Origin of the sequence: Rhizobium sp. L51/94 (assembly GCF_019355555.1) — a bacterium.
Lineage (GTDB): Bacteria > Pseudomonadota > Alphaproteobacteria > Rhizobiales > Rhizobiaceae > Rhizobium > Rhizobium rhododendri.
Genome location: NZ_CP072141.1, coordinates 1,308,133 through 1,326,626, shown reverse-complemented (window position 1 = coordinate 1,326,626; position 18,494 = coordinate 1,308,133). Strand labels below are relative to the sequence as shown.

Sequence of the window (18,494 nt, the reverse complement as noted above, 5' to 3'; positions counted from 1 at the left end):
CCATCATGAACGCAGTCGGAGACAAGCATGAATTGGACGGACGAGCGCGTCGAAAGGCTCACGAAATTATGGGCCGAAGGATTGAGCGCCAGCCAGATCGCGGCGCAGCTCGGCGGCGTCAGCCGTAACGCTGTCATCGGCAAGGTGCATCGACTTTGCCTGCCAGGCCGAGCAAAGGCCGGCGGCACATCGTCGACGGCGCGCTCCACCAAGCGTAACGTTGCTCCCGCCCGGCCGACCACCTTTGGCGCCCGCCCTGCCGCCCCGCGCTCGACGGTTCGTGCCGAAGGCGCAACCATGGTCAAGGAAGATGCCGAGCTAGACGCAACGGCACCCGTGCAGTTCCGCCCATCCTCCAATGCCATCGCGCCGGTTGCCCGCCGCATTGGTCTGACGGACCTGACGGAACGCACCTGCAAGTGGCCGGTCGGCGATCCGCTGAAGGACGACTTTCACTTCTGCGGTCATGAATCGCCAGATCAGTCTCCCTACTGCACATACCACCAGAAGTTGGCGTACCAGCCAGTTCACGAGCGCCGTCGCGCCGCCCGCTAAGCCGGGTAAAAACGACAACAGAGAACGGGCCGCGAGGCCCGTTTTGCGTTTCAGGTTTTGATGGCCCAGAAACGTGTCAGGGATGCAAACTCGCACCTTTGACGATCTTGTCCACGAGCTTCTTTTCGGCCCGCAGCGCGATGCCGACCAGCCTGGCGGTGTCGGGACCGAACTCGAGGAATACGGCCCGGTTGGCGGCATCGTGACCTGTCGCGAACATTTCTTCGATATAGGCCGATACTCGCGCCTGGCGTTCCAGCGCGCGCTTGTGGATAGTCCTTAGCACGTCCTGATCCGCCACAAGCACGACCATCGGCTGAACGCTCATGGGACTGTAGACATGGCCGAGAGCATCCCGGTATGCTTCGCCGATGATTTCCGGCGACTGGGCAGTGATCCCGCTCACAAGGAAGGCCGTGACGTTGAGCTTCTGCCAGGTAGCGAGGTCATGGCGGATGACAATCGCGATTTTGGTATCGAACATGTACAAGAACTCCATGGAAGGCATCGAAAGAACCGATCGAATAGCGCCTGCCCATGCCCTCGGTCTTGAACGTTCGTGCAAGAGCGGTTTTCGCGACGGATTGAGCATCGCCGCGTCCAGCCACGGCATCGAGCGCATGGAAGCGCGCTTTCACGGCAACGGCTTTTCGCCGCACAGACATGACACATATGCACTGGGTCTGACCCTCCGTGGTGTCCAGACGTTCCGCTATCGCGGCGCGGAGCGCTTTAGCCGTCCCGGCAACGTGATCGTTCTGCATCCCGATGAAGTCCACGATGGCGCGGCAGGCACCGACGACGGACTGATCTACCGGATGCTCTATTTGCCGCCCGCGGTGGTCGGCCTCCTCGAGGTGGGCAATCGGGCCCTGCCCTTCGTCCGCGATCCCGTCGTGACTGACGCTGGCCTATTGTCTGCGCTGGCGGACGTCCTTTCGGATCTCGACCATGCGCCGAACGATCTGGCGATGGACGACGCGGTTGCGCGGCTGACGGCGGGACTCTTCCGACAGGCCGACGACCCGAGGAAAGCACCCACGAGAATCGATCGCCCAGCTGTCCTGCTGGCGCGTGATTTTTTGACCGAGCATTGCGAAGAGGGTGTCAGTTCCGAAACGTTGGAGGCGATCAGCGGTCTGGACCGTTACGAACTGTCGCGGCAGTTCCGGCGGGCCTTCGGCACCAGTCCGCACCGTTATCTCGTGATGCGTCGTCTTGACCGAGCCAAGCGGCTGCTAGGTGCCGGCTATGGCCTTGCCGGAGCCGCTGCAGAAGCGGGGTTTGCCGATCAGGCACATTTTACCCGCCATTTCCGGGCCGCCTTCGGTATGACCCCGGGCAGATGGCTGGCAATGCATGATTGCCAACCCTAGTAGTGTCAGCCCGCTAAATGCACCGACTGGATGGCACCGGCACCATCATCGGCGCCTGCACTCCAGCCTCAGACTTCCATGGAATAGCCGGCGCCGCGCACGGTGCGGATGACGTCCTGCATGTTGGAAAAATTCAGGGCCTTGCGCAGCCGGCCGACATGCACGTCAACGGTGCGTTCGTCGACGTAGATGTCATGGCCCCAGACGCCGTCGAGCAGCTGCGAGCGGGAAAACACCCGGCTTGGCGATGCCATCAGGAATTCCAGCAGGCGGAACTCCGTCGGGCCGAGGCGAACCTCGCGGCTCTTGCGATGTACCCGGTGCGTCTCGCGGTCGAGTTCGATGTCGCCGCAACGAAGGACGCTGGACAGCACCTCCGGGCGGGCGCGGCGCAGCATGGCGCGGACACGGGCCATCAGTTCCGGCGTCGAGAACGGCTTGACGACATAGTCGTCTGCACCGGTGGAAAGGCCACGGACGCGCTCACTTTCTTCGCCACGCGCCGTCAGCATGATGATCGGCAGACGTTCGGTCTCCGGCTTCATGCGCAGGCGGCGGCAAAGTTCGATGCCGGAAACACCCGGCAGCATCCAGTCGAGGATCAGGAGATCCGGAATGCGCTCCTGCAAGCGCATCTCGGCTTCATCGCCCCTCAGGATCGTATCGACTTCGAAACCTTCTGCTTCAAGGTTATAGCGCAGCAGCACGCTCAGCGCTTCTTCATCTTCTACGACGGCAACTCTCGGAACCATGGGGCCCGCTCTCCTTCAAAAACCCTTCAGGCCTATTCCGTCATGGCGCCGACGGTATTGGCAGTATCGTCCTTCGGGCGGTCGCCCTCAGGCAATGCACCGGTCGCCATGTAGAAAATCGTCTCGGCGATGTTGGTGGCGTGGTCGCCGATGCGCTCGATGTTCTTGGCGCAGAACAGCAGATGCGTGCAGGTGGTGATGTTGCGCGGATCTTCCATCATGTAGGTCAGCATCTCGCGGAACAGCGAGGTATACATCGCGTCGATTTCCTCGTCGCGCTCGCGGATGGAGACCGCCTTGTCGGGCGAGCGGGTCGTGTAGACGTCGAGAACTTCCTTCAACTGGACGAGCGCCAGTTCGGACAGATGCTCGATGCCGCGTGCCAGGCTGCGCGGTACGCCGGTGCCCTGCACGGCGATAACGCGCTTGGCCGTGTTCTTGCCGAGGTCGCCGACGCGTTCCAGATCGGCGGCGATCCGGATCGAGCCCATGATTTCGCGCAGGTCGGCAGCCATCGGCTGGCGGCGGGCAATCGTCAGGATCGCCTTGTCGCCGACTTCGCGCTCGGCATGATCGAGGATCGTATCGTCAGAGATGACCTTCTGAGCCAGCCCGACATCGCCATTGACCAGCGCGCGGACGGATTCACCGACCATCTGCTCGGCAAGGCCGCCCATCTCGGAGATGCGCCGCGTCAGGAATTTCAAATCTTCGTCGTAGGCGGAATGAATGTGTGTCGAAACCATTTTCTATCCTCAAATTGAAAGGCGTCACGGAACGTAGGTCTGCTCGGCGCGGCGACGGCAACGGGTTTCGCCTTTTCGAGGCCCTTTTTGATATCGGCCTAATGCTCGCCCTTTTATGTCAGCCCAATGAAACAATTATGACAATCGAAATCATTGAATTAATTCAATTTTCGCAGCCTCGAATAAGGTGTCACCGGGTTATTCAGAAGCGCACCGTGAAATCCGTGCCGCGGCCGACTTCGGATTTGACGATCAGCCTGGCCCGGTGACGGGTCAGGATGTGCTTGACGATGGCGAGCCCGAGGCCTGTGCCCTTCTTGGACCGGCTGTTTTCGACGCTGACGCGATAAAACCGCTCGGTCAGGCGCGGCACGTGTTCGGCCGGAATTCCGCCGCCGCTGTCGGACACGGTGACCTCCACAGGCTCGCCGGGCTTGTTGCGCAACGTCACGTCGACGCGCTTGCCCTCCTGACCGTACTTGCAGGCATTCTCGATCAGGTTTTCGAACACCTGCACCAGTTCGTCGCGATCACCGGTCACCTCCGCCTTGCCTGACGGCATATGCAAATTGATAGTGACATCGAGATCCATCGCCAGCGGCACCAGCGCATCGCGCACATGGCCAAGCAGCGGCACGAGATCGACCTTCTGGTCCGGCGCCAGATGGGACTTCAACTCGAGCCGCGACAGCGACAGGAGATCGTCGACCAGCCGGCTCATGCGGGTCGCCTGATCGAACATGATCGCCAGAAAGCGCTCCTGCGCCTTGGGATCGTTGCGCGCTGGCCCCTGGATGGTCTCGATGAAGCCGCGCAGCGAGGCCAGTGGCGTGCGCAACTCATGGCTGGCGTTGGCGACGAAATCCGACCGCATGCGGTCGATATGACGCAACTCCGAGACGTCGCGAAACGACAGCAGGAAGAATGTCTGGTTGCCGAGATCGGAGAGCGCCAGCTCGACAGGCGCAATCCGCACTATGAAGACACGCTCCGACGGCAGACGCTCGGAATGCTCGATCTGGTTGGGCACGCCGGTGGCAATCGTTTCCCGCACCATGTCGAGAATGCCGGGCGAGCGCAGCTTTGCCGACAGGTGGGCGCCAATCGGGAAGAGGTCGAGCGCCCTCTCTGCTGCAGGGTTCTGATAGAACACCGACGCCTCGCGATCCAGCACCAGAACTGGCATGTCGAGACCAGCCAGGCCTGCGGTCATCGGCCTCAGGACTGCCGCCAGATCTACCGGGGCCGGCTCGACTTTCGCCGGCTGCGCCCTGCGCGCCACCAGGGGTGCGCGCAGCAGGGCAACGGCAACCACGACCAGCAGCACGGCGAGGATGGCCACCACGTCGGTACCCTCCGCCATGGCCAGAATGGCAACCAGCACGGCCAGAATCAGGATCGCTCTTTCCTGCTTCAAGCGCTGCCCGAGCCGATTTAAAATTGATGTATTCTCTTCCAACGCCGCCGGTCCGATTCTACGTCCACACGTCTAAGACTCGGACTGATATAGCAAATTCATGACAGAAGTTTTCAGCACTATCCACAGTCGTGGAACCCTTGGGCTCCCTCGCCAGTCATAGTCGGCGGAAGGCTTGAAATGACACAGTAAATATGTGTCTTCTGAGCCGGTTTATAATTTTTACGAACTGAGCCCCTGATGGCAAATACAGGCCAATGGCCCGAGGAGGATCTATGGGAGACGAAGTCGAAAGCCGCGTGGTCGAGCTGGAGCTGCACGGCAAACGGCGTATCTTCGACGTCGACGACCCCGTTCTGCCCGACTGGGTCGCAGACAAGGCGCTGTCGTCCGGCCACTTTCCTTATAAGAAAAAGCTGAAAAGCAGCGAATACATGGACGATCTGAAAGCGCTTCAGATCGAACTCGTGAAGGTCCAGTTCTGGCTGCAGGCGACGGGCAAGCGGATCATGGCCATTTTCGAGGGCCGGGATGCTGCCGGCAAGGGCGGTGCGATCTTTGCGACCTCCGCCCACATGAACCCACGCCTCGCGCGGGTCGTGGCACTCAGCAAGCCGAACGACCGCGAAGCCGGGCAATGGTATTTCCAGCGTTACGTGGACCAATTCCCGACATCGGGCGAATTCGTCCTGTTCGACCGCTCCTGGTACAACCGCGCCGGGGTCGAGCCGGTGATGGGGTTTTGCACGCCGGAGCAGTACGAGCAGTTCCTTCACCAGGCGCCGCAGATGGAGAAAATCGTCGAGCATGAGGGCATCATGTTCTTCAAGTTCTACCTCGACATCGGCCGGGAAATGCAGCTGAAACGCTTTCACGACCGGCGCCACGATCCGCGCAAGGTCTGGAAGCTGTCATCCATGGATATCGCCGCCCTCGACAAGTGGGACGACTACAGCGAAAAGCGCGACCGGATGCTGAAGGAAACCCACACGGACTATTCGCCGTGGACCGTTCTCCACGCCAACGACAAGCGGCGCGCCCGCCTCAACCTGATCCGGCACATACTTTCGACGCTGGACTATCCCGGCAAGGATAACGACGCTATCGGCGAGATCGATGGAAAGATCCTCGGCTCGGGACCGGGGTTTCTCAAATGATGACTAAGAGTGCGCCTCAGGGCGCCTCGTTTCCGGGAAGCACGCGGATGGCGTAGATATTGACGCCGGTCGACTTGCCGTCGACATCCGTATTGAACACGAGGTTGCCGGAAGCATCAGCCGGCAGCGGCTTGTTGAAACGCAGCTGGAACAGCGCATCGGACTTCTGGCGCGTCACATCGAACCGGTGACGGCCGCAACCGCCATAGGTACCGAAACTGCATTCGACGGTAATCTGTGTCGGTGCATCCGAGATCGCCTGCAGCGTCATGGCAACCGTTGCCGGCTTGCCCGAGAGCTTCTGCAGGGTAGCCGATGGAACAGGGATCGCGACATTGCCGGTGGTGTCGGGCGACTGCGAGGTCAGACGGACTGTCGGACCTTCATTTTCCGAGGCGTTTTCGATCTTCGCCTGGGTGCCGCTGACAGCCTTTGCGGCATCGGTCGGCCCGAAGATCTGGATCCAGTCGGCCGAGAACCGGTCCTGCGGGTCGATCGTCGCCAGACCGGCGTTGCTGCCGGAGTCGAGATCGGCGTTGTTGTCGTTGGCGTCTTCGCCTTCGGGAGTGATCTGCGCCGGCTGGTTCCGGACACTGGTGTCGCGCTGCGCTGCTGTCAGAAGCACGCCCGAGGTCTTAACCCACCAGGCACCGATGCCGAGAAAGGCGACGACGATGCAAAACACCAGCAGGCGGGAAAAGAACTTGCGCGGCTTGCGACGGCTGACCGCCCGCTCCGGCTTGAAATCCATGCTGCGCGACGGCGCCGCCATCGCCGGCTCCTCGTAGGCGCCGGGTTCGGCTGCCAGGTGATCGCCGGGACCTGCATGGATGCCGCCGAGGTCACCTTCATCCGTGTGGCCGGAAGAAGACGTATCGGCACCGCGCGTCTCGCCGCGCAACTCCATTCCGGGCTCCATGCGTCCCGGCTGCTGTGTCGCCTCTGGCCGCACTGCGGCGCCGAGCGGTGGCGCTGCGGCGGGCGAAATAGGCGCAGGCCGGGGAGCTGCCATGGACTGGGCAGCGACCGGCCGTGAAGCCGGCTGCACCACCGGCCTTGCAGGCTCCGGCACAGGCTCGGAGGGTCGCGTGGGAGACGGGACGGGCTCGGCAGCTGGCTGGACAACGGCAGCATCGCGAAGCCTCGCCCGCTCCTCGCCCTCGATCGCTCGGATCGTCAGTTCCAGACGCTGGCGCTGGGCGGCAACCGTTTCGACGTCGGTGATGTCCTGCTTGCGCAAGCCAGCTTCCAGTGCCTGGCGGGCGGACTGGTAAACGCGAGCCCGAACCTCGGGGTTGTCGCGCTCGGATCGCTCCAGGGCGCTTCTGATGGCCGTTTCTAATCCGCTCACATCCGGTCCTTCACTCTGACTGGCGACGCCATGCAATCCTGACAAATGACTGGCAGGAATCGGTAATGCCCTGTCCGGCGATACGCAAGGGTCGGTACCATGCAGATGCCATTAGACCGGGGATAAGACAGGTTACCACGGTATTTGCTCAAAGATAGCGGCGCTTCAGCCACCATCAAGGGCAGCGGCAGCATCGCCGCCCTGATCGGAAAGCGACTTTTCCCGCCGATCCGAACCTGATAGCAAAAACGTGGCGCATTTATCGGCGCCAGTGAGCACAGGAGCTTGCCAATGGCGCTTCCACCGATCCTGACGCGCGGCCTGCGCCTGCCGGTCGTAGCATCGCCGCTTTTTATCATTTCCCACCCGACGATGACACTTGCGCAGTGCAAGGCAGGCGTCGTCGGCAGCTTTCCGGCCCTCAATGCTCGCCCGGAAAGTCTTCTGGACGAATGGCTGGCTGAAATCACCGAGACGCTGGCTGCACACGACGCTGCCCATCCCGATCAGCCAGCCGCGCCCTACGCCGTCAACCAGATCGTCCACAAGTCCAACCGGCGGCTGGAGCACGACCTCTCGCTCTGCGTGAAATACAAGACACCCATCGTCATCTCATCGCTGGGGGCGGTGCCGGAGGTCAATGCGGCCGTCCACTCCTATGGCGGCATCGTGTTGCACGATGTCACGACCCTGCGCCACGCCCGCTCGGCTATCGCCAAGGGTGCGGATGGCCTGATCGCGGTGGCAGCGGGTGCCGGCGGCCACGCGGGGTCGCTGTCGCCCTTTGCGCTCGTCCAGGAAATCCGGCAATGGTTTAACGGCCCGCTGCTTCTCGGCGGCGCCATTTCCACAGGCGGCGGCATTCTGGCGGCCGAGGCGATGGGCGCCGACATGGCCTATATCGGCTCGCCTTTCATCGCGACCGAGGAGGCCCGGGCGAGCAGCGCCTACAAGCAGGCAATCGTCGACGGCAAGGCCGCCGACATCGTCACGTCCAGCTACTTTACGGGGGTCAGCGGCAACTATCTAAAAGCCTCGATCCTCGCCGCCGGGCTTGATCCCGACAGCCTGCCCGAGGATTCTGCGACAATGGACTTCGAACAGGCAAGCTCGGGCGCCAAGGCATGGAAGGACATCTGGGGATCGGGACAGGGCATCGGCGCCATCGATGCCGTCGTCCCCGTGCGGGATCTCGTCGACCGTCTGGAGCGGGAATACCGGCAGGCGCGCGCCCGACTGCTGCGGTGAAACGGCCTGCGACGGTTTTTTGGCGATCTGCCAACAGAGCGCTTGAAATCTTGTCCGAGAGACTGTATCAGCCCCATGCACATCGAAGGCTGTCCCAGACGCCGCGATTGCCGCTTTAGCTCAGGTGGTAGAGCACATCATTCGTAATGATGGGGTCAGAGGTTCGAGTCCTCTAAGCGGCACCATTTTCTCAGTCTTTAAAACTACACAAAGATCGTTCACCCATGCATTTCGTTGAAGGCGTCCAAGCCCCGGTCGGGAGCTGGCTTGCGGACATATGCTGCCCTGCGTGCGGCCATCGAAATGTGATGCTCGGATTTTCCCGGGTGCCGGATCTTCAGTGGTCCTACGGCGAGAGCAGCGGTTCGCAGCCTGGGGCCGTCATCTATTATGCCGGACTTCGACAGTGCCCCAACCCCGAGTGCCATGCTGTCATCTCGGCGTTTTCGGACAGCGAGGGAGGCCGTTCCGTTCACCGGCCGGAAGTCCTCGTGTTCTCCGGGAACACCCTTCCGCCCAGCCTCATGGGGACAATCGAGGAGGCGGTCCAGTGTCATGCGGTGGGGCTCTACGTGGCCTCGGCAGTGCTGGTCCGCCACATGCTCGAGCATCTCTGCAACGATATCGACGCCGACGGAGAAGGCCTGCAGAGCCGCATCGCTGCCCTCAACACATTCACGCCCATGACCGGAGAGCACCCCGGCATCGCGGGCGGCGCTCGCATCGTGATCAACGATGATGCGGAGATACAAGCGCGGGAGCCCTTTAGCGCCAACCGGGAAGAAAGCGAACTCGCCATCTACCTGGCAAGGCAGCTTTTGCGCGCAGTCTACCAATACGGCAGCCTCCGGTCGCGACTGATGGCACTCAGAACCGCTCCCGGGATGGGGTGAACATACCAAACCGGCTCCGATCAGGCATGATAGCCAGCCGCCGTTCAGGCCAGCTCGAACTGCGGGAAGGATTTGCGATCAATGTGGTAGATCGCGAGATAGTCGTTTTCCCTGAAGAAATCCGCGTCCTGCGCGTAGGCAAAGGCATTTGCCCACCGCACGGGATTGATTTCGCGGTGAACCCTGCCAACCATGGCAGCCGGCTTGAACTCGAGCGAATGGGCGATCCCTTCCACCGGGACGAACGAGAAGCCGCCGTGCAGCCCCATGTAGAACTGGTAGGTGATGTGATCGTAGAGGTTATGGGCAAACCTTTCGACGAATTGCAGGCTGGTGTCCCACTCTATCCAGTTCAGAAATCCGGGAACGCTTCCGGCTGCGTAGACCGGAATATCCCACCACCAGCTATAGAATCCCCAGTTGCGCGATATCGCCTGGATATCGGCGTGCTCTGCATGCGGCGATAGCGCCATCGACGAGGCGTGCATGATGTTGCGTTCAGCCGCGTGTTTTTGCGTCAGCAATCCGGCATACCAACGGGCCTGCGAAACGACCTGCTCCGCCGCCGCCGTCCATCCGGTCGGCCGGAGAATGAAGGTCTCGGCATCGACGCAGAGAATATAGTCGTAGGACTTGTGGACCAGCGAGAGCGCGAGAAACTTCTTGACCGTCGGCCAAGTCTTGCGATCGGCCACGACAGAGATCGCGCTGCCGGTTAAATGATCATCGAGGACGATCGCATGGTAATAAAGGGACGCCGATGGCTGGTGCATCGTTGCAAAAGCCCGACGGTCAGCATCGGTCGAGAACACAAAGACGATGTCGTAGTCGGAATCGACGCTCTGGTAGAGAAGGTTGATGCCATAGATGAAATAGGCGTCGTGGATGGGAACGACGAGTGCTGTCCGGTTCAAAGGCCGTGCGATTTCTCCGCACTCCTGCAGATAGTGGATTTCTCCTGTACCGCCGAGGCGAAATCGTCCTTCCATCGTATACTTGCCGTCGTTCTCGATTATGCGATCGAACCGGGTGGAAACAGCACCGTCCTGATTGAGAAACTCGATAGCGCCCGCCTTCACTCTCCAGGCGTTCTCGTTTGGGTGCGAGTAGTCCTGCAGATGGCCGCCGGATTGCAGGCTGAGCCTTGGCGAGACCACCGCTTTCGTATCAACGTTGCCGAAACTCCAAGCTTTGTTCTTCATCAGAATTTCGAGGGAAAAATCGTCGAACTGATGCGCCATGGTCTGTTCCTGCATTTAACGGAAATCTCCGGCACCGACGAAAAGATGGGTAGGACACCCATCTGGCGGAAGCCGTCTGCAGCGAAAACTTTTGGCGATGGACGCGCAACGTCCAATACCTCTCCGCCTCCCCGCAATACCCGCAGGAATAGAGATGCGACCTTGTCCGGGCCTGATGGTTCGGGGTGGTGGTGCCTGTCGCGCGGCTGGGTGCGAGACGACGAGATTGCAGCGACGGTCGCAATACGAAGACGTCGAGCGGATGCGGGCGCCGTCTGCGGCGCCCGCATCCGCTCTCGGATCAGAAGACCTGGCGCAGGATCACGTAGAGAACGAAAGCGATGGCGATCGAGGCTGGCAGGGTGAGAACCCAGGCGGTCAGCATGTTGCGGATGGTCGACCATTGCAGGCCAGAGCCGTTGGCTGCCATAGTTCCGGCGACGCCGGACGAGAGCACGTGGGTGGTGGAAACCGGCAGGCCGAAATGGTCGGCGGCGCCGATGGTGATCATCGCCACGACTTCGGCAGCGCCACCCTGGCCGTAGGTCAGGTGTGTCTTGCCGATCTTTTCGCCGACGGTGACGACGATGCGTTTCCAGCCGATCATGGTGCCGAGCCCGAGTGCCAGCGCAACGGCCACCTTGACCCAGGTCGGGATGAACTTCGTCGCGTTGTCGACGGCCTTGTGATAGCCGGTGACAGCGGCAAGGTCTTTCGCATCCATCGCCAGAAGCTTCTGCTTGTCGATGAGCTTCAGCGCTTCGCCGATCAGATAGATGTCGTTGCGGACGTTGCCGACCATGTTCGGAGGCACGGCTTCGAGGGTTGGAAAGGCAGCGACTTCCTGGCTGGTGATGTGGATATATTGCTGCAGCGCCGGTGTGGTCGCGTCGGTCCATGTCTTTGTCTTGACCGCATCCGATACAGCGGCCTTCGCATCGGCGACGACGATGCCCGGTTTGACATACTTGCCGAGCGCGGTCTCGACCTGTGCAGAGGCGGACTTGTAGGCTTCGAGATAATTGACGTCCGGGGTCCGGTTGAGCGCAAAGGCGGTCGGCACGAGACCGATCAGGATGAGCATGATCAGGCCCATGCCTTTCTGGCCATCGTTGGAGCCGTGCGCAAAGCTGACACCGGTGCACGTGAAGATCAGCAGGCCGCGGATCCACAGCGGCGGAGGACCGTTGGTCTTCGGCTCCTCGTAGAGCGCCTTGTTCTTGATGAAGACCTTCATGACCAGAAGCAGGATTGCGGAGAAACCGAAGCCGATCAACGGCGAGATCAGCAGCGAAAGGCCGATATTGGTCGCCTGCGACCAGTCGACGCCGCTGGTGGCGCTGCCGGCGGGGGCTAGGAACTGGTTGGCCAGGCCAACGCCAATGATCGAGCCGACCAGCGTATGCGAACTCGACGACGGGAGGCCGAGATACCAGGTCCCGAGGTTCCAGACGATGGCGGCGATCAACAGCGCGAAGACCATGGCGAGACCCGAACCGGAGCCGACCTGCAGGATCAGTTCTACCGGAAGCAGGGCCAAGATGCCGAAAGCCACGGCACCCGACGAGGTGAGAACCCCGAGGAAATTGAAGAAACCGGACCAGATGACGGCGAATTCGGCAGGCATCGAGCGCGTATAGATGACAGTCGCCACTGCATTTGCCGTGTCGTGGAAGCCGTTGACGAATTCAAATCCGAGAGCAATCAGAAGCGCAAGGCCGAGGAGTATCCACGGAACAGCGGAGGCGGAGGTGAGATCACGGTCCAGCGCATAGGCGATATAGCCGAGTCCGCCGAGAAGCACGAGAACGAGAAGGGGTACGAACCACTTGCCGGAGCCCCCGGTTTTATCCAGCGGGTGGCCGATCCCGGCGTTGCTCCGCTCAGCGCTCATATCGACCATTTAATCGCTCCCTCATCTAAACTTATCAATTGTTAATAAAATGGCTCTGTGAAGGTCTGGTGACATCCCGGCCATTTGCAGGCGCCGGGACGGGAAACGATGGCTGCGGGATGCCGGTTTGTCACATTCCTGTCGCCAACTCCTGCTCCTGTCTGTGTGCAAACGAAGGAACGCGCCAATGTCCGATCAGGAAGACCAGCTTCGCCGCATCAAGGATGAAATTGCCGACAGCTTCGACGAAGAGCTGGAGATGCAGATGGAGGAAGACCGGCTCGACGAGCTCGTCGCCGAAGGCATGGTCGAGCCGGCGGAAGCAACGCTCGAGCGCAAGGTCTATTTCCGGGAGCTGTTCCGGCTGCAGCACGAACTGGTGCGGCTGCAGGACTGGGTGCAGTACAAGAAGCTGAAGGTTGCGGTCATCTTCGAAGGGCGCGATTCTGCCGGCAAGGGCGGCGCCATCAAGCGCGTGACGCAGCGGTTAAACCCGCGCGTCTGCCGCACGGTCGCCCTTCCTGCTCCGACCGAGCGCGAGCGCAATCAATGGTACTTCCAGCGCTATGTCGCGCATCTGCCGACGGCCGGCGAAATGGTGTTGTTCGACCGCAGCTGGTATAACCGGGCCGGCGTAGAGCGCGTCATGGGCTTTTGTACGGAAGACGAACTGGAGGAATTTTTCCGGTCCGTGCCCGAATTCGAGCGCATGCTGGTCCGCTCGGGCATCATCCTCATCAAATACTGGTTCTCGATCACCGACGAGGAGCAGGAATTCCGGTTCAAGATGCGCATCCACGATCCGCTGAAGCAATGGAAGCTTTCGCCGATGGACATGGAAAGCCGCATCCACTGGGAAGAATATACAAAGGCCAAGGAAGACATGCTGGCGCGCACCCACAGCGATGCGGCGCCTTGGTGGGTCGTACAGGCCGTGGACAAGAAAAGGGCGCGCCTAAACTGCATCGCCCATCTCCTGAAGCAGATTCCTTACGAGGATGTGCCAAAGGCAGAAGTGGAACTGCCCGGCCGTATCCGCCACGAAGACTACAGTCGTTCGCCGGTGCCCCCGGAAATGTACGTGCCGGAAATCTACTGAGGACTTACGCAGCAAGTTCCAGATAGTGCCCTTCACCGGGCGCCATCTGGAACAGCAGATGCGCGAGTAGCTCAGGCTTCAGGGCTGGCTTCAGCCGCCGCAGGCTTGCGCTTCGCCCGGACGCGCTTTGGCGCAGGCTCGGCCTTGTCCTTGGTCGCGATCGACGGAGCGACGCTTACTTCATGGGTTTCTTCGGAATCCTCAGGCGTTACCTGGTCCAGGCGATGCTTGATAGCCAGCGCGTAGATTGTGTTCAGTACATTGCCATCGCGCAGATCGGGGTCGCTCAGTGCAAGCAACGAAGCACGCACGATCTTCTTGCTACTGGTCTTGCCGCATTCCTTTTGCACGAATTCATAGAGGGCGTTGTCGCTGAGACCAGCGGTCGCGCCATCAACCAATGCATGATAGATTTTTTTCTTCTCGCCCAATTTTTCAGCTCTCCGACTGCGCGTTTTAAGGTGCAGAACCAATAAAAAATTACTTCTGAGCTACCTTTCGTCATTCTACTGTCACAAACAACCCCATTTCGCGGCAGAAAAATCGGCTAAAATCACTGGTTAAGGCGCCGGCGGCACGCTTGCAACTTTGGCGTCTATTGAAACCATGACGCGACGTTGCTTGCACGTTTGGTAAAAACAACGCCGCGCGGACTAAAATTCAGCATGATTTTCCACGCCTTTACCGCAGCATCGGCGATAATGCCTGGCTGGTCGCAATTGGCAGGCGAGTCCTATCGATATTTCGTAGACAAGCGCTAATTCATCGCAACTGACTATCGGACGAAATGACGGCCAGTAACGCATGTGCCATCCGGTCAGCGTTGGGGGCGTGACAGAGATCATTGGGGTAAAGGGAACACTATGCTGAAAACACTTACCGTCGCCGCATCGCTTGCGGCCTTCATCGCTACCGGCGCCAGTGCCGCAGATGTCGTCGTCTCGTCGAAGATCGACACCGAGGGAACGCTGCTCGGCAACATCATCCTGCTGTCGCTGAACGCTGCCGGAATCAAGGCGCAGGACCGCATCGCGCTCGGCACCACGCCGGTTCTGCGCAAGGCGATCACATCGGGCGAAATCGATATCTATGCCGAATACACCGGCAATGCCGGCTTTTTCTTCAACAAGGCGGATGACGCGGCCTGGAAGAGCAGCGACGCTGGTTACGCTCTTGCCAAGAAGCTCGACTACGACGCCAACAAGATCGTCTGGCTGACACCCTCGCCTGCCAATAACACCTGGGCGGTAGCCGTGCGCAACGACGTGGCGGGCCCCAACAAGCTGAAGACCATGTCGGATTTCGGCAAGTGGATCTCGGGTGGCGGCAAGGTAAAGCTGGCGGCATCTTCTGAGTTCGTCAATTCGGCCGCAGCGCTTCCAGCCTTCCAGACGACCTACGGCTTCAAGATCAGCCCTGACCAGACGATCGTTCTCTCCGGAGGCGATACAGCGGCCACCATCAAGGCCGCCGCCGACCAGACCAACGGCGTCAACACCGCCATGGTCTACGGCACGGACGGTGCTATCGAGGCTGCCGAACTGACCGTCATGGAAGACGACAAGGGGGTACAGCCGGTCTATGCACCGACGCCCATTATCCGCGAGGCAGTCTTGAAGGCCAACCCGAAGATCGAAGAAGTACTGGCCCCGATCTTCAAGAGCCTGACGGCCGAGGAACTGCGGACCCTCAACGGCCGTATCCAGGTAGACGGCGAGCCGGCCAAGGCGGTTGCCCAGTCCTACCTGAAGGACAAGGGCTTCCTGAAATAACAATCGACATTTTCCTATGGCCCCGCCCATTGTGCGGGGCCATAGTTCGTTTTCGACGTCTGGAGCCGGTGGATGGATGATGGGTACAGGGTCCGTGGAGCGGATCGTCTCGGCATTGTACTTGTAACCGTCGGCCTTCTGGCAACGGCAACGATGCCGCTTATCATTGCCAAAGCTAACCGGATTGCTGCCGGCAAGCCGCTGGCCCTGACCCAGCTTCTCGGCCAACCCGTTGTGCTGGCTCTCATGGCATTGCTGCTGGCCACCGGAATTGCCGCCATCTTTGTCCGGAATGCACCCCTGCGCCTTGTCATCGCGACACTTTGCCTTGCCACCCTGCTGCTTGCCATCGGCCTTGTGTCGACTGCTTCCACGCCTAATGGCAGCGCGTCTGCTCGCATGACGCCCGGCGGTACGTTCTGGGTGCTTCTCGCCGTTGTGGGGCTGGTTATTTCGGACGCGCTGGTGAAGCTGCAGCTCACGCCTTGGATGCGGGTGGCATCGCTGCTGTTCTATGCGGCGCTCCTCGCGGCATTTCTCTTTTCAGGCAGTCTCGACAGCCTGTCGATCATGAAGGAATTTGCTATTCGCTCCGAACAGTTCTGGGGCGAGGCAGTAATTCATGTTTTTCTCGCCTTCGGTTCGGTCATCATTGCCATCTTCCTCGCCTTGCCGCTCGGCATCCTCTGCTTCTGGGTGCCGAGGCTAAGGGCAATCGTGCTGCAGGTGCTGAGCATGGTACAGACCATCCCCAGCCTCGCCCTGTTCGGGTTGCTGATGCTGCCGCTCGGCTACATCGCAACCCACGTGCCTGGCGCCGCTGACCTCGGCATCCGCGGTATCGGTGCCGCGCCGGCGCTGATCGCGCTGATCCTCTATTCGTTGCTGCCGGTTGTCGCCAATACGGTCGTTGGCCTCGAGGGAGTCGATCCGGCCGTGCGCGATGCCGCAGCAGGCATGGGACTGACGCGGCTGCAGATCCTGTTCGGCATCGACCTGCCGCTTGCCTTTCCCGTCATCCTCACCGGCATCCGCATCGTTCTGGTCCAGGCAATCGGACTGGTGACCGTGGCAGCGCTTATCGGCGGCGGCGGTTTCGGATTGTTCATCTTCCAGGGACTGGGCCAGACCGCGATGGATCTGGTGCTGCTCGGCGCCGTGCCGACCGTCTTTCTGGCATTTTCATCGGCCGTCGTTCTCGACGCCGTCATCGACACCATCCGGGGACGCCGCGCATGAATTCGACCGGGATACAGCAGGAAACGATGATCGAATTTCGCAACGTGACGAAGCGATATGGCGACGCTACTGTTGTCGACGACGTCAGCATGACGGTCACCAAGGGCTCGGTGACCGTCGTCGTCGGCACCTCCGGCTCAGGCAAATCGACACTGCTGCGGATGGTGAACCGGCTGGTGCCGATGACAAGCGGCCAGATCCTGGTTGGCGGCAGGGATGTCGTTTCCGTGCCGGTGACCGAACTCAGGCGACGGATCGGCTACGCCATTCAGGGTCACGGTCTGTTTCCCCACCGCACGGTGGCGCAGAACATCGCGACCGTGCCGCAGTTGCTTGGCTGGGACAAGCCGCGCATCGATCGACGGGTTGAGGAACTGCTGTCGCTTTTCCGCCTGGACGCAGCGACCTTCGCCGGCAAATATCCGCATCAGTTGTCCGGCGGCCAGCAGCAGCGTGTCGGTGTCGCCCGGGCTCTTGCGGCAGAACCGGAGGTGCTGCTGATGGACGAGCCGTTCGGAGCTCTCGACCCCGTCATCCGCGGCAAGGCCCAGGACGATCTGCTGGCGATCCAGAAACAATTCGGCACGACCATCATTCTTGTCACCCACGATATGGACGAAGCGTTCCATCTTGGCGACCGCATCGCAGTGATGAGCGAGGGCAAGCTGCTGCAGTGCGCCTCGCCCGAGACTATCCTGACCGAGCCAGCCGACAGCTTCGTGGAGCAACTCACCGGGACTTCCGATAAGGCGTTGAAGCTGATGGCCATGCTGCCGTTGAAAGCCGGCATGGAGCCGGCAAAGGCAGGTCTTGGCTTCGGCCTTCCCGAAACCCTGAACTTGCGCGACGCGCTGTCGGAAATGATCTGGCAGGGGATAGACGAGGCCTCCGTCCGCGACGAGAACGAGAACCCGGTAGGCTCGATCTCGATGCAGCGACTGCTACAATTGGGCAAGCGCGCATGAGGCTCTTCGTCGCCAACGTCTTCAGGCTTACCGCGCTGGCGCTTCTTCTCATCCTCTTGTTCAGGACGGAGTGGCTGACTTTCCTGCTGGCGCCGCTTACCAACTACGGTGCGCCGCCGGTCTATACGCAGAACAGTCTGGTACTGCTGGCAGCCAACCACCTCGAGCTTGTGGCGATCTCCATAGCCGGCAGCGCGGTGCTTGCCGTTCTCGGCGGCATATTCGTGACGCGGGCGAGCGGCGCCGATTTCCTGCCGCTGACCCGGGCCATCGCCAATGCCGGCCAGACGTTCCCGCCCGTGGCCGTGCTGGCACTGGCGGTGCCGGCCACCGGCTTCGGGATGGCGCCGACACTGATCGCGCTCTTTCTTTACGGCCTGCTGCCGATCTTCGAGAATACCGTAGCCGGGCTGCAGCAAATACCGGCGTCCCTGCTCGAGGCCGCAGACGGGATGGGCATGAGCCCGCGCCAACGGCTTTTTTCGATCGAGCTGCCGTTGGCCATGCCTCTCATACTCGAGGGATTGAAGGTCGCGACCGTCATCAACATCGGTACGGCGACAATCGGCTCGACTGTCGCCGCCAAAGGGCTGGGAGAGGTGATCATTGCCGGGCTGATTTCCGACAACACCGCCTTTATCCTGCAGGGTGGGCTGATCGTCGGGTTGATGGCCGTATTGATCTATGATGCGATGGCGCAGGTCGAGCGGCTGCTCGCCAGACGAACTGGCCTGCGTGCAGCATAAGGCTTACCCGTCGCTCGTAGATTTCGGCACATCAAAGGAGACC

Annotated in this window: 18 protein-coding genes and 1 tRNA gene; 11 read left to right on the top strand and 8 right to left on the bottom strand. The window is 60.9% G+C overall.

Going from position 1 to position 18,494, the window contains the following annotated elements; genetic code table 11:
* The first annotated feature begins 27 nt into the window (after nucleotides 1–27).
* Nucleotides 28–555 (top strand): GcrA family cell cycle regulator, encoded by a 528-nt coding sequence (locus J5274_RS06360; protein WP_142823938.1) that lies wholly within the window; start codon nucleotides 28–30, stop codon nucleotides 553–555.
* Nucleotides 556–631: 76 nt separating this feature from the next.
* Here J5274_RS06360 and J5274_RS06355 read toward each other — a convergent pair whose 3' ends face one another.
* On the bottom strand, nucleotides 632–1,039 hold the full coding sequence (locus J5274_RS06355; RefSeq protein ID WP_142823937.1) for a DUF2000 family protein: 408 nt from the start codon (nucleotides 1,037–1,039) through the stop codon (nucleotides 632–634).
* On the opposite strand from J5274_RS06355, the gene J5274_RS06350 reads away from it, so the two are divergent.
* Nucleotides 1,038–1,931, top strand: a complete 894-nt coding sequence (locus tag J5274_RS06350; RefSeq protein ID WP_224128107.1) for an AraC family transcriptional regulator — start codon at nucleotides 1,038–1,040, stop codon at nucleotides 1,929–1,931. The genes J5274_RS06355 and J5274_RS06350 overlap by 2 nt on opposite strands.
* A gap of 68 nt (nucleotides 1,932–1,999) precedes the next feature.
* On the opposite strand, the gene phoB is transcribed toward J5274_RS06350, so the two are convergent.
* From phoB to phoR, 3 genes are all read right to left on the bottom strand, one after another.
* Entirely contained in the window at nucleotides 2,000–2,683 is a 684-nt protein-coding gene (phoB, locus tag J5274_RS06345; protein WP_111216600.1) for a phosphate regulon transcriptional regulator PhoB, read from the bottom strand.
* A gap of 32 nt (nucleotides 2,684–2,715) precedes the next feature.
* Entirely contained in the window at nucleotides 2,716–3,429 is a 714-nt protein-coding gene (phoU, locus tag J5274_RS06340; RefSeq protein WP_111216598.1) for a phosphate signaling complex protein PhoU, read from the bottom strand.
* Between the two features lie 202 nt (nucleotides 3,430–3,631).
* Complete coding sequence (phoR, locus tag J5274_RS06335; RefSeq protein ID WP_224128105.1) at nucleotides 3,632–4,888, bottom strand: phosphate regulon sensor histidine kinase PhoR; 1,257 nt, start codon at nucleotides 4,886–4,888, stop codon at nucleotides 3,632–3,634.
* 233 nt (nucleotides 4,889–5,121) lie between these two features.
* On the opposite strand from phoR, the gene ppk2 (J5274_RS06330) reads away from it, so the two are divergent.
* The gene (gene ppk2, locus J5274_RS06330; protein WP_219274810.1) at nucleotides 5,122–6,003 is read left to right on the top strand and encodes a polyphosphate kinase 2; all 882 of its coding nucleotides are present in this window, start codon (nucleotides 5,122–5,124) and stop codon (nucleotides 6,001–6,003) included.
* Nucleotides 6,004–6,019: 16 nt separating this feature from the next.
* Here ppk2 (J5274_RS06330) and J5274_RS06325 read toward each other — a convergent pair whose 3' ends face one another.
* Nucleotides 6,020–7,354 (bottom strand): hypothetical protein, encoded by a 1,335-nt coding sequence (locus J5274_RS06325; protein ID WP_142823934.1) that lies wholly within the window; start codon nucleotides 7,352–7,354, stop codon nucleotides 6,020–6,022.
* A 291-nt stretch (nucleotides 7,355–7,645) separates the two neighbouring features.
* Between J5274_RS06325 and J5274_RS06320 the strand changes: the two genes are divergently transcribed.
* From J5274_RS06320 to J5274_RS06310, 3 genes are all read left to right on the top strand, one after another.
* Nucleotides 7,646–8,602, top strand: a complete 957-nt coding sequence (locus J5274_RS06320; protein WP_142823933.1) for a nitronate monooxygenase family protein — start codon at nucleotides 7,646–7,648, stop codon at nucleotides 8,600–8,602.
* A gap of 109 nt (nucleotides 8,603–8,711) precedes the next feature.
* Nucleotides 8,712–8,787: transfer RNA gene (locus J5274_RS06315), tRNA-Thr, on the top strand.
* A 123-nt stretch (nucleotides 8,788–8,910) separates the two neighbouring features.
* Complete coding sequence (locus J5274_RS06310) at nucleotides 8,911–9,495, top strand: hypothetical protein (protein WP_142823932.1); 585 nt, start codon at nucleotides 8,911–8,913, stop codon at nucleotides 9,493–9,495.
* Nucleotides 9,496–9,539: 44 nt separating this feature from the next.
* On the opposite strand, the gene J5274_RS06305 is transcribed toward J5274_RS06310, so the two are convergent.
* Entirely contained in the window at nucleotides 9,540–10,751 is a 1,212-nt protein-coding gene (locus J5274_RS06305; RefSeq protein WP_142829119.1) for a hypothetical protein, read from the bottom strand.
* Between the two features lie 286 nt (nucleotides 10,752–11,037).
* On the bottom strand, nucleotides 11,038–12,630 hold the full coding sequence (locus J5274_RS06300) for an inorganic phosphate transporter (RefSeq protein WP_374113741.1): 1,593 nt from the start codon (nucleotides 12,628–12,630) through the stop codon (nucleotides 11,038–11,040).
* Nucleotides 12,631–12,817: 187 nt separating this feature from the next.
* Between J5274_RS06300 and ppk2 (J5274_RS06295) the strand changes: the two genes are divergently transcribed.
* The gene (gene ppk2 / locus J5274_RS06295) at nucleotides 12,818–13,729 is read left to right on the top strand and encodes a polyphosphate kinase 2 (RefSeq protein WP_142823929.1); all 912 of its coding nucleotides are present in this window, start codon (nucleotides 12,818–12,820) and stop codon (nucleotides 13,727–13,729) included.
* Nucleotides 13,730–13,800: 71 nt separating this feature from the next.
* Here the strand turns inward: ppk2 (J5274_RS06295) and J5274_RS28735 are convergent, their stop codons facing one another.
* Nucleotides 13,801–14,160 carry a hypothetical protein gene (locus J5274_RS28735; RefSeq protein ID WP_224128600.1) on the bottom strand — a complete coding sequence of 120 codons (360 nt, stop codon included), beginning with the start codon at nucleotides 14,158–14,160 and terminating at the stop codon, nucleotides 13,801–13,803.
* A gap of 432 nt (nucleotides 14,161–14,592) precedes the next feature.
* On the opposite strand from J5274_RS28735, the gene J5274_RS06285 reads away from it, so the two are divergent.
* From J5274_RS06285 to J5274_RS06270, 4 genes are all read left to right on the top strand, one after another.
* Complete coding sequence (locus J5274_RS06285) at nucleotides 14,593–15,501, top strand: ABC transporter substrate-binding protein (protein ID WP_142823928.1); 909 nt, start codon at nucleotides 14,593–14,595, stop codon at nucleotides 15,499–15,501.
* A gap of 72 nt (nucleotides 15,502–15,573) precedes the next feature.
* The gene (locus J5274_RS06280) at nucleotides 15,574–16,740 is read left to right on the top strand and encodes an ABC transporter permease (protein WP_142823927.1); all 1,167 of its coding nucleotides are present in this window, start codon (nucleotides 15,574–15,576) and stop codon (nucleotides 16,738–16,740) included.
* Nucleotides 16,741–16,766: 26 nt separating this feature from the next.
* Nucleotides 16,767–17,705 (top strand): ABC transporter ATP-binding protein, encoded by a 939-nt coding sequence (locus tag J5274_RS06275; protein ID WP_162854761.1) that lies wholly within the window; start codon nucleotides 16,767–16,769, stop codon nucleotides 17,703–17,705.
* On the top strand, nucleotides 17,702–18,451 hold the full coding sequence (locus J5274_RS06270; protein WP_142823925.1) for an ABC transporter permease: 750 nt from the start codon (nucleotides 17,702–17,704) through the stop codon (nucleotides 18,449–18,451). The genes J5274_RS06275 and J5274_RS06270 overlap by 4 nt, the downstream gene beginning before the upstream one ends.
* Nucleotides 18,452–18,494: the final 43 nt, after the last annotated feature.